Annotated in this window: 9 protein-coding genes; 4 read left to right on the top strand and 5 right to left on the bottom strand. The window is 66.9% G+C overall.

What is annotated here, in order from left to right; genetic code table 11:
- Positions 1-363: 363 nt before the first annotated feature.
- Genes LJ725_RS18120 through LJ725_RS18105 form a run of 4 tightly spaced genes read right to left on the bottom strand, consistent with a single transcriptional unit; the run spans position 364 to position 4,767 of the window.
- Positions 364-1,590: an ABC transporter substrate-binding protein gene (locus LJ725_RS18120; protein ID WP_230552046.1), complete on the bottom strand. Its 1,227-nt coding sequence runs from the start codon at positions 1,588-1,590 to the stop codon at positions 364-366.
- Positions 1,591-1,602: 12 nt separating this feature from the next.
- Positions 1,603-2,937 (bottom strand): MmgE/PrpD family protein, encoded by a 1,335-nt coding sequence (locus LJ725_RS18115; RefSeq protein ID WP_230552045.1) that lies wholly within the window; start codon positions 2,935-2,937, stop codon positions 1,603-1,605.
- 5 nt (positions 2,938-2,942) lie between these two features.
- Positions 2,943-3,866, bottom strand: a complete 924-nt coding sequence (locus LJ725_RS18110; RefSeq protein ID WP_230552044.1) for a polysaccharide deacetylase family protein — start codon at positions 3,864-3,866, stop codon at positions 2,943-2,945.
- Position 3,867: 1 nt separating this feature from the next.
- Positions 3,868-4,767 carry a polysaccharide deacetylase family protein gene (locus tag LJ725_RS18105; protein WP_230552043.1) on the bottom strand — a complete coding sequence of 300 codons (900 nt, stop codon included), beginning with the start codon at positions 4,765-4,767 and terminating at the stop codon, positions 3,868-3,870.
- Positions 4,768-4,847: 80 nt separating this feature from the next.
- Between LJ725_RS18105 and xdhA the strand changes: the two genes are divergently transcribed.
- Positions 4,848-6,233 carry a xanthine dehydrogenase small subunit gene (gene xdhA, locus LJ725_RS18100; RefSeq protein ID WP_230552042.1) on the top strand — a complete coding sequence of 462 codons (1,386 nt, stop codon included), beginning with the start codon at positions 4,848-4,850 and terminating at the stop codon, positions 6,231-6,233.
- Entirely contained in the window at positions 6,230-8,548 is a 2,319-nt protein-coding gene (gene xdhB, locus LJ725_RS18095) for a xanthine dehydrogenase molybdopterin binding subunit (RefSeq protein ID WP_230552041.1), read from the top strand. The genes xdhA and xdhB overlap by 4 nt, the downstream gene beginning before the upstream one ends.
- On the opposite strand, the gene LJ725_RS18090 is transcribed toward xdhB, so the two are convergent.
- Positions 8,481-9,119, bottom strand: a complete 639-nt coding sequence (locus tag LJ725_RS18090; protein ID WP_230552040.1) for a TetR/AcrR family transcriptional regulator — start codon at positions 9,117-9,119, stop codon at positions 8,481-8,483. The genes xdhB and LJ725_RS18090 overlap by 68 nt on opposite strands.
- A gap of 67 nt (positions 9,120-9,186) precedes the next feature.
- Here LJ725_RS18090 and LJ725_RS18085 point away from each other — a divergent pair, with 67 nt between their 5' ends.
- On the top strand, positions 9,187-9,612 hold the full coding sequence (locus tag LJ725_RS18085) for a VOC family protein (protein WP_230552039.1): 426 nt from the start codon (positions 9,187-9,189) through the stop codon (positions 9,610-9,612).
- Positions 9,613-9,659: 47 nt separating this feature from the next.
- Entirely contained in the window at positions 9,660-10,457 is a 798-nt protein-coding gene (locus LJ725_RS18080; RefSeq protein WP_230552038.1) for an SDR family oxidoreductase, read from the top strand.
- Positions 10,458-10,520 lie beyond the last annotated feature (63 nt).

Below are 10,520 nucleotides of genomic sequence, written 5' to 3'. Positions count from 1 at the left end.
ATCCAGGCGATCCTTCGCCACATCGATACCTACGAACATGGATCTTGGCTCCCATCCTTGCGCATGCGGGCTCGCGGTTCGGCCCAGGCGACCGTTCGGGATCACAAAATCAACGGTGGAGGCACCGAGCTCAGGAACGGGCTTGTAGGCCCCAGGAGACTCCGGGCTCTCCACCGAGACCGCGCCCGCAACTCTACGCCGACGCGGCCGTCTCTTGATACAAGGAGGCCCGAAGGGCCGTCTCGAAGGATGGGCAGCAGACGCGGTGCTCGTCCCCACCCTTCGAGACGCTCACTGCGTTCGCTCCTCAGGGTGAGGTGATTGTTGGGAAATTCGACGCGATCCAATATCACCCGGAAGCCTTTAGAGCTTCGGCTTGGGGAACACGGCCTTGGCGGAGGCGAACTGCTCTGGCGCGATCACCTCGATTTCGCCCTTGAGCGACTGCATCGTTGCCGGCCGTCCACCCTCGTTCTGCCCGTTGACGAACTTCGTGGGCCCGTAGGGCATCAGCTCGGCCTTGAAGGTCGAGGCGGCAAGCGCCGCGATCAGCTTTTCCTTGTCGGCCGCACCGGCATGCTCCAGTGCGTCGGCCAGCAGCATGACGTTGGTGTAGGTGAGATAGACCTCGAAGGTAAACAGCGCGCCGGCAGCTTCCACCCGCTTCTTCAGCGCCTGGGCCTGCGGGCTCTTTGGATTGTACCAATGGTTCACGTCCATCATGTACTGGGAGACGTCGGGCATCTCCTTGACGAACTTGTAATTGAAGCCGCCGCCGAGGATCGAGAAGAAGCCCGCGACGTTCACCTTCTGCTGATAGAGCGTGCGCGCCAGCAGCATGTATTCGTTGCCGTAGTTCGACATCATGACGATGTCGGGCGCGAGCGAGCGGATGCGCAGCGCGATGTTGTCGAAGTTACGCGTGGGATTGTCGTGGGCGATCAGCTCCTTCGCCGCGATGCCGATCGAGGGCAGCTTGCCGGCCAGCAGCTTGGCCGTGCCGGTGCCGAACTCGCCCGATTCGTGGACGATCACGGCGGTCTTGGCGACGCCGTTGGCGGCCTTGTTCAGCGCCCCCAGCGAGGCGATGCCGTCGTCCACGCAGACGCCGAAGCCGGGCTTGAGGCGGAACACGTTCTTGAGACCGCGGCTCATCAGCAGGTCGGAGGCGCCGACATCGACCAGGAATGGCGTGCCGTACTTGGCAGCGGCCTGGCTGGCAGCGATGCCGACGGGGCTCTGGAAGCAGCCGATATAGGCCGCCACGCCCTGCTCGTTCATCTTCTCGACTTCGCTGACGCCGACCTCGACCTTGGACTGGCTGTCGCCCAGCAGCGCTTCGAGCTTCGCGCCGCCCATCGACTTGATGCCGCCGGCCTTGTTCACGTCCTCGATCGCCATCGTGCCGCCCAGCCTGCTCTGCTGGCCGTTGTAGGCGACGAAGCCGGTGACGGGATGGATCAGGCCGACCTTGACGGCGGCGGGCTGCGCGCCGGCCAGGCCGGGGGCACCGAGCGGGCCGGCGGCGAGTGCGGCGCCGCCCGCGAGGAGGGTCCGGCGTGAAACCGTCTGCGTCAGTCGCTTGGTCATGCGAGCCTCCCGTCAACGAGCGAAGATCGAGCGTATGTCGGCGATGCTATCCAACACCAGAATCTTCTTCCGCATTTCGTCAGCCACCTCGTGAGGCAACATCCGTGCCGTCAGCGAGAAATACTTCCCCGTGAGTTCCTCGTGCGAATAGGGATCCTGGTCGTCGCCGCGATTGGCCTCGACGGCGGCGGTGAGCGTGCGGCCGTCGCGCAGCCGGACATCGATCCTGGCCGGCCGGACCTGCGGCAGCCGGGCCGTCATCGCCTTGTCCTCGACCACGAACACGCGCTTGGCCATGCCCAGCACGCGCTCGTCGCGCAGGGCGTCCCAGGTGAAGTTCTCGACCCGGGAGGAGCCGCGCACCAGCCGCGTGGCCACGGCGAAGGGCACCGAGAACTTGGCCCCCAGCGTGTTGCGCGGCGCCTGGTCGTCGAGCTCGGCGGCGTAGAGATAGCTGGCGACATCCACGCGCTCGACCGAGTCTGCCGCGATGGCTTCCTTCGCGAGCAGGATGTCGAGTGCGTCCAGCGCGCCGTGATTGTAGCGGCAGCAGGAATGGAGCTTGAAATAGTTCTGGTCGATCTGCCAGTCGCGGCCGAGCCCGTCGATCATGCGCGCCGTGTCGAAGCGTTCCGACACGACCTTCCCGAACACGCTCGACAGTCCGTCGCGTTCGCCAATGAAGCCGGCCTCGACCAGGTCGATCGCCATCAGCGCCATCCGGTTGGAGATTCCGGCATAGGCGTTCCGCACCGTGCCGCCCTCCAGCATCGTGCGCTTGGAGCTGGCGAGGGTCAGCGAGGAGGCGACGTTGATCGTCTCGCGGATTTGCGCGGCGTCGTAGCCCAGCAGCTTGGCCACCGCCGCGGCGGCGCCCACCGTGCCCCAGGTGCCGTGCGGATGCATGTCGGGGCGCAGGGAGGCGGCGATGCCGATCCGCGCGCCGACCTCGTAGCCCAGGATCAACGCTTCCATCGCCGCCTTGCCGGACAGGCCCTTGATCTCGGCCATCGCCCAGACGGCGGGCAGGGCATGGATCGAGGGATGGCCCTTGGCGAAGCGGTTGCCCTCGTCCATTTCGAGGAAGGTGCCGGCGGTGCCGTTCAGGAAGGCGGCGGCGGCCGAGACGGCGGTCTTGCCGGTGCCCATCACCGCGGCGTCGCCGACCGGGCTGACGGTCAGCTTGGCGGTGAGAGCCTGCATCTCTGGCTCGGCCGCGCCGCCCACGATGGCACCGATCGTGTCGAGGACGACATAGGACGTCTGCTCGATCGTGGCCGGCTTCAGGGACTCCAGACGGAAGCCCGCGATGAACTCCGCGAGCGTATCGAGCCAGAACTGGGTCACGCGGATCAGCCCATCATCGTTTCGCGATAGTGCTTCGCCACTTCGCCGGGCGTCGCGTGCCAGACATTGCCGAAGCGTTCGACCCGGCGCAGCGCCTCGTCGAGATACTTGATGCGATGCGCCATGCCCATCAGCCAGGAGTGGATCGACAGGTTGAACACCTGTCCGCCCTCGTGGTGCAGCAGCTCGAAGGCGTCGCCCACGATGTCGGGATAGCGCGTGGTGTTGATGCGCCGCAGCCAGAGCTGCTGCACGTCGTCCCATTCCGGCTGGTTGGGCAGCGAGACGAACTTGGTGCCCTCGCCGACATGCATCGGATAGGGCTGGTCGTCGTTCGGCCAGTCGAGGACATAGTCGAGGCCGGCCTCGGCCAGCAGCTTCGGCGTGCGCTGGCTCTCGCCATATTCCTGGCCGAGCCAGCCCTTGGGCGCCGTGCCGGTCGCTTTCTCGATCGCGGCGAGAGAGGTCGAGATCTCCTGCCTCTCCTCGGCCTCGCTCATCTTCGAGCTGATCATGCGGTTGGCCGAGACACCGTGCCCGATGATCTCGTAGTTGCGCCTCTTGAATTGCTCCATGAGGAACGGGTAACGCTCCGCCGCCATGGCGTTGACCGCGACGCCGGCCCGGATCTGGTAGCGGTCGAGCACGTCGAGAACGCGGAAGATGCCGGTGCGGTTGCCGTATTCGCGCTGCGTCCAGGTGCGGTAATCGGGATGGTAGGTGCCGAACTCGCCGGTGAAGCGGCTGTCCTTCACCGCGCCGTCGGGCGGCAGCAGCTCGTAGTATTCGAGATGCAGCACGACATAGAAGGCGACGCGGGCATTGCGCGGCCAGTTGAGCTTCGGCCGCTTCGGATACGGGGAATAGTCGTACCAGGGATTGTCCATCCCGACGGGCAGCGGCGGCGGGTTCTTGGGAACGGTGCTCATGTCACGCCTCCTTCCCGAGATGCTGCTGGTAGGGTTTCAGCCCGTTGGCGACATACCAGTCGAGGATCTCCTCGGCGGTGCAGACCCAGGCGTCCTTGTGCTTGCGGATATAGGACAGCGCGCGGTCGAGATGCTTCAGCCGGTGTGGTGCCCCCATCATGTAGGGGTGTAGCGCGAGGCACATGACGCGGCCGTTCTCGCCGCCCTCGCGATAGACCGTGTCGAAATGGTCGATGATCATCTGGGCGAATTCCTCCGCCTCGACCGGCTGGCGGTAGATCATCGCGTCGTTGAGATCCATCGAGTAGGGGACGTGGATCAGCGGCCCGTGCTTGGTGGCGAGCGGCGTCGGCTGGTCGTCGTGGTAGAAGTCGCAGAAGTATTCGAGCCCGGCCTCCTTCACGATGTCGGGCGTGTTCAGCGTGTTGGAGACGGCGGGCGAGAACCAGCCGCGCAGCTTGCGGCCGGTGAGCCGCAGGTGTGTGGCCTTGCTGTGCTCGATGACCTCGCGCTCTTCCTCCGGCGCATAGCCCCAGTGGTAGCGCGTGTTGAAGTAACCGTGGCTCATATACTCCCAGCGGCGCGCTTCCATGGCCTCGAGGATCTCGGGATACATCTCGATCACCGACATCGAGAGCGAGACGGTGCAGCGGATGCTGTGCTTGTCCAGCACCTCGAACATGCGCCACAGGCCGACCCGGTTGCCGTAGTCGCGGCCGCCGTAGCCCAGCACGTCTGGATGCGGCATGCGCGGCCACGGATTGCGCACGCGCACTTCCGCGGGCAGGTATTCGTAGTGCTCGATGTTGGGGCAGACCCAGACCGCGACCCGCGCATTGTTGGGCCAGGAAAGCTTCGGTCGTTCGACGATGGGGGAATAGCCGAATCGATAGGGGTCCATCCGGGGACTTTCTTTCTTGGGTTGGCATGCCGAGTGCAACACGGGTTGCGTCGCACTTCAACGCCCAGCATCCTGTTCGCATGGCGGATAACGTTCGGTTCACCCTCAATGACTGCCCAGTGGAGATCGCCGGCGTTTCGCCGATGACGACCCTGCTCGACTGGCTGCGCGACCATCGCGGCCTGCGCGGCACCAAGGAGGGCTGCGCCGAAGGCGATTGCGGCGCCTGCACCGTGGTGCTGGAACGCGAGGGCCGGCGCGACGCGGTCAATGCCTGCATCGCCCTGCTGGGTCAGCTCGACGGCCAGTCGGTGCGTACGGTCGAAGGGCTGCGCGGCCCCGGCGGCGGCCCGCACCCGGTCCAGGTCGCGATGGCCGAAGCCGATGCGACGCAATGCGGCTTCTGCACCCCGGGCTTCGTCATGTCGGCGCTGGCACATGCGAGCAACGGCGGCACGGCCGACCCCGACGCGATCCACGAAGCCCTGGCCGGCAATCTCTGCCGCTGCACCGGCTACCGGCCGATCGTCGAGGCGATGACCCGGATCGCCGGCCTCGCCGTCGAGCCGCCGTCGGCGCCTCTCCTGTCACCGAGAACGACGTCTGCCGCCTTCGATGGCGCCTTCTTCGCGCCGCGCAGCCTGGACGAACTGCTGGCCCTGCGCGCCGCTCATCCCGAGGCGTTGCTGCTGGCCGGCGGCACCGATCTCGGCCTGCTGGCCAGTCGTGAGCGCAAGCCGCCGAAGGCGGTGATCCACCTCCTGTACGTGCCCGAGCTGGCGGTGATCTCCGCGTCTGCGGACCAGATCACGATTGGCGCCGCAGCCACCTATGAAGCCGCTGCGCCGACCCTGATCGAGGCTTTTCCTGCCTTGCGCGCCTATCTCTCCCGTCTGGGATCGCGGCAGATCCGCAACATGGGCACGATCGGCGGCAATATCGGAACGGCCTCGCCGATCGGCGACATGCCGCCGGTGCTGCTGGCGCTGGAAGCAAGCCTGACCCTGGTCTCGCCGCGCGGGACCCGCGAGATCCCGCTCGACGACTTCTTCCTCGACTATCGCAAGACCGAGCTGGCGCCGGACGAGATCATCCAGAGTCTTTCGATGCCGCGCCTTTGGGAAGGCGAGACGTTTCATTGCGACAAGGTGAGCAAGCGCCGCGACCAGGACATCTCCACCGTCGCCGGCGCCTACCGCGTGCGCATCCGCAACGGCAGGATCGAGGATGCGCGTCTGGCCTTCGGCGGCATGGCGGCGACATCGCGCCGGGCGCGGGCGACCGAGGCGGCGCTGCTGAAAGACGGGTTTGCGGCGGCGATCGCCGCGGTGGAGAGCGACTTCAAGCCGCTCGACGACTGGCGCGGTTCGGCCGCCTATCGCCGGCAGGTCGCGGCCAACCTGCTGCGGCGGCTGGAACTGCGTCTCGCCGAGCCGGGTCGCGCGCTGGAGGTCGAGGCACTGTGAGCGACAAGATCCATGTCGCGCGACGCCATGACAGCGCGCTGAAGCACGTCACGGGGCAGGCGCTCTATATCGACGACATGCCCGAACCGCCGGGCACGCTCCACGCGGCCCTGGTCCTGAGCAAAGTCGCCTGCGGGAGGCTCATGCGGCTCGACGCCGATGCCGCGAAGACCATGCCGGGCGTGGTGGCAGTGCTGGGGCCCCATGACATTCCCGGCCGCAACGACATCGCGGCCATCGGCAAGAACGAGCCGCTGTTCGCCCTCGACCGGGTCGAGTTCGCGGGCCAGACGCTGGCGATGGTCGTTGCCGAGACGCTCGATGCCGCGCGGGCGGCCGCCGCGAAGGTGGTCGTCGAGATCGAGGCCGGGGAGCCCATCCTCGACATCGCAACCGCGCTCGCCCGCGAATCCTACGTCCAGGCGCCGGCCACGATCCTGCGCGGCGACCCGGACGCGGCGCTGGCCGCGGCGCCGCATCGGCTCACCGCCGAATTCAGCGTCGGCGGGCAGGAGCATTTCTATCTGGAGAGCCAGATCGCCTTCGCACTGCCCGGTGAGGATGGCGACATCACCGTCCATTCCTCGACCCAGCATCCGACCGAGGTCCAGCATGTCTGCGCCCGGGTGCTGGGCTGGGACTTCAATCGCGTCACAGCGGTGGTGCGCCGTCTTGGCGGCGGCTTCGGCGGCAAGGAGAGCAACGCCACCTGGGTGGCCGCTGCGGCGGCGATCGCCGCTAACCATACAGGGCGGCCGGTGAAGCTGCGCCTGCCGCGCGAGGTCGACATGGTGACGACCGGCAAGCGCCACGGCTTCGACTATCGCTACACGGTGGGCTTCGACAGCGAGGGGCGCGTGCTGGCGCTCGATGCGGTGCTGGCGGCGGATGCCGGCTGGAGCCTCGACATGACACCCGGCGTGGTGACGCGGGCGCTCACCCATACCGACAACGCCTACTGGATCCCGCACTTCCGCGCCGTGGGCTACGCCTGCCGCACCCACAAGCAGTCGAACACGGCGTTCCGCGGCTTCGGCGGGCCGCAGGGCGTGGTGGTGATGGAGGATGCGCTCGACCGCATCGCCCATCATCTCGGCCGCGATCCCGTCGAGGTGCGCGCGCTCAACTTCTATGCCGAGGGCCGGGACGAAACGCCTTACGGCCAGACGGTCGACGAGAATCATCTCGAACGGTGCTGGGCCGAGGTGAAGGCAGGCGGCGAACTCGAGCGGCGGCGCGCCGAGATCGATGCCTTCAACGCCGCGAACCCGGTGCTGAAGCGCGGGCTGGGACTCTTTCCGCTGAAGTTCGGCATCTCCTTCAACCTGCCGCACATGAACCAGGCCGGCGCGCTGGTGCATGTCTATACCGACGGGTCGATCCGCCTGAACCATGGCGGCACCGAGATGGGGCAGGGCCTGTTCATCAAGGTGGCCCAGGTGGTGGCCGAGGTCTTCCAGGTCGATGTCGATCGCATCCGGCCCTCCGCCACCTCGACCGCCGAGGTGCCCAACACCTCGCCGACCGCCGCCTCGACGGGGTCCGACCTCAACGGCTGGGCGGCTTGGGATGCCGCGAACACGATCCGCAGCCGCATGGTGGCCTATGCCGCCGAGCATTTCGGCGTGGCCGAGACCGACATCGAATTTGCCGACGGCACCGTGCGCATCGCCAGGCCCGGCAGCAACCAGGTGCTGACATTCGGCGAGTTGGCGAAGCTCTGCTGGCTCGGCCGCGTCTCGCTCTCCGCGACCGGCTACTACAAGACGCCGAAGATCCATTGGGATCCTGTCTCGATGCGTGGCCGGCCGTTCTTCTATTTCTCATTCGGCGCGGCCATGGCGGAAGTGGCGATCGACACCCTGACCGGCGAGAGCCGCGTGTTGCGCGCCGATCTCGTCCAGGATTGCGGCCGCTCGCTCAACCCCGCCATCGACCTCGGCCAGATCGAGGGCGCTTTCGTGCAGGGGCAGGGATGGCTCACCTGCGAGGAACTCTGGTGGGACGCGAGCGGCCGGCTGCGCACGGCGGGGCCGTCGACCTACAAGATTCCCGGCAGCCGCGACGTGCCGCCGGTGTTCAACGTGACGCTGCTCGACAATGCCCCGTCGCGCGAAGCGACGATCTTCCGCTCCAAGGCGGTGGGCGAGCCGCCGCTGATGCTGGCGACCGCCGTCTGGACCGCGCTCAAGGACGCGATCGGCGCGGTGGGGAGCCGCAGGACGCCCGTGAGGCTCGACGCGCCGGCTACGCCCGAGCGCGTGCTCGCGGCGGTCGAGCGGGCTCGGCGGGAGAGCCGAACAGCCGCTCCATGAGCTGAACCAGCGAACGGTCCATCTCGCGGCGTGCGGTCTTTTCGTCTTTCGCTTCTGCAACCCAGAGAGCGGCCTCATTGAAGGCGCCGGACAGCAGGAACGTGACGGGTTCGACGCTCAGCCCCTGGCCGGGTCGCTCAGCGAGCACCGCCGTCACGCCTTCGCGCAGGGAGCGCAGGCCGTGCGGCGCGTCGATTTCGCGCCAGCGATGCCAGCCCAGCACGGCGGGCGCATCGATCAGGTAGATGCGGCGGACCGCAGGATCGAGACAGGCATCGAGAAACGCGCGCGTGCCCTCGATCAGCGCCTGTAGGGGATCGCCGACGGGGTCGGCCTTCCGATCAATCGCCGCCGCGATCTCGCGCGCCACCTCCTCGACGATCGCCTCGAACACCGCCCGCTTGTCCTTGAAGTGATAGTAGAGCGCGCCGCGCGTGACGTTGGAGCGCTGCACGATCTCCTCCGTCGCGGCGGCATCGTAGCCCGAGGCGGCGAAGATCAGCCGGGCCTCTCGCATAAGCGTTGCGCGCGTGGCGGCCAGTCGCTCGGCCTGGGTTCGGGGTCTTGACATACATACAGCCTGTTTCTAAATGTCGTACCGACAGACTGCATGTAAGTCGCAACGCAGGAGAGGGCAAATGCAGCTCAAGGAGTTCTACACGGTGCTTTGCACCGACGACGTCGCCGGTACCGCGGCCTTCTGGGAAAAGCACTTCGGCTTTCGTCGCGCCTTCGAGGCGGACTGGTACATCCATCTCACCAGTACGGCATCGGACAAGGCGAACCTCGCGATCCTCGACTATCGCCACGAGACGATTCCCGCGCCGTTCCGCAAGAAGGCTTCGGGCGTGCTGGTGAATTTCGAGGTCGAGGATGTCGATGCTCTCTATGCAAGGGCGCAGGCGGAGGGGCTGCGGATCCATCTCGCCTTGCGCGACGAGCCTTTCGGCCAGCGGCACTTCATCACCGAGGATCCCAACGGGATCGCCATCGACGTGATCAAGCCGATCCCGCCCAGCGCCGAGTTCGCCCAGCAATACGCACCGGACTCGCTGCCCCGCTGATCGATGGATATGGTGTCGCCCGATTTCGCTGACTTCGGGAGGACAAGATGGACGTACGTATGGATGGCCGCGTGGCCGTGATCACCGGCGCGAGCACGGGCCTCGGCCTGGCCATGGCCAAGGAGTTCGCGGCGTCGGGCGCGTCGGTCGCACTGCTGGCCCGCAAGGCCGATGCGCTCGCCGCGGCCAAGGCCGAGGTCCAGAAGGCGGCCGGCAAGGCCAACATCAAGATCGAGGCCTATTCGTGCGACGTCTCGCAGGCCCAGCCGATCGCCGACACGTTCAAGAAGGTCGAGGCCGAGTTCGGCAAGGTCGACATCGTCGTGAACAATGCCGGCATCAGCCATGCCAAGTCGTTCGAGACCGTGACCGACGAGGACTGGCAGGGCGATCTCGACCTGAAGCTGTTCGCCGCCATCCGTCTCAGCCGCGCGGCCATCCCCGGCATGCGCGCGCGCAAGTGGGGCCGCATCGTCAACGTGCTGAACATCGGCGCCAAGGCTCCGACCGCCAACTCGACACCGACCAGCGTCAGCCGCGCCGCGGGCCTCGCGCTCACCAAGGCGATGAGCCAGGAGCTGGCCAAAGACAACATCCTCGTGAACGCGATGCTGGTCGGGCTCATCGAGAGCGACCAGTGGGCGCGCCGGCACAAGACCGCGGCCGGCGAGGGCAAGACCTACGAGGAATTCCTCGCCGGCATGGCCAAGGGCCGCATCCCGCTCGGCCGCATGGGCAAGGCCGAGGAGTTCGCCCGCATGGCCTGCTTCCTCTGCTCCGATGCGGGGTCGTTCATCACCGGCGTTGCCATCAACGTCGACGGCGGCGCGAGCCCGGTGGTGTGAGGCGCAAAGGTCCCTCGCTACGCCCGGGATGACAAATTTGTTGTGATTCGCGCAGTGCGCCGA

Source organism: Reyranella aquatilis, from assembly GCF_020880995.1.
Classification (GTDB): Bacteria; Pseudomonadota; Alphaproteobacteria; order Reyranellales; family Reyranellaceae; genus Reyranella; species Reyranella aquatilis.
The sequence above is the reverse complement of the archived record's forward strand: the minus strand, read 5'-3'. Positions and strand labels throughout refer to the sequence as shown.

Excerpts from the sequence above, each read along its gene's own strand:
- LJ725_RS18120 (WP_230552046.1), bottom strand. The coding sequence starts at position 1,590 with ATGACCAAGCGACTGACGCAGACGGTTTCACGCCGGACCCTCCTCGCG.
- LJ725_RS18110 (WP_230552044.1), bottom strand. The coding sequence starts at position 3,866 with ATGAGCACCGTTCCCAAGAACCCGCCGCCGCTGCCCGTCGGGATGGAC.
- LJ725_RS18105 (WP_230552043.1), bottom strand. The coding sequence starts at position 4,767 with ATGGACCCCTATCGATTCGGCTATTCCCCCATCGTCGAACGACCGAAG.
- xdhA (WP_230552042.1), top strand. The coding sequence starts at position 4,848 with ATGGCGGATAACGTTCGGTTCACCCTCAATGACTGCCCAGTGGAGATC.
- LJ725_RS18090 (WP_230552040.1), bottom strand. The coding sequence starts at position 9,119 with ATGTCAAGACCCCGAACCCAGGCCGAGCGACTGGCCGCCACGCGCGCA.
- LJ725_RS18085 (WP_230552039.1), top strand. The coding sequence starts at position 9,187 with ATGCAGCTCAAGGAGTTCTACACGGTGCTTTGCACCGACGACGTCGCC.
- LJ725_RS18080 (WP_230552038.1), top strand. The coding sequence starts at position 9,660 with ATGGACGTACGTATGGATGGCCGCGTGGCCGTGATCACCGGCGCGAGC.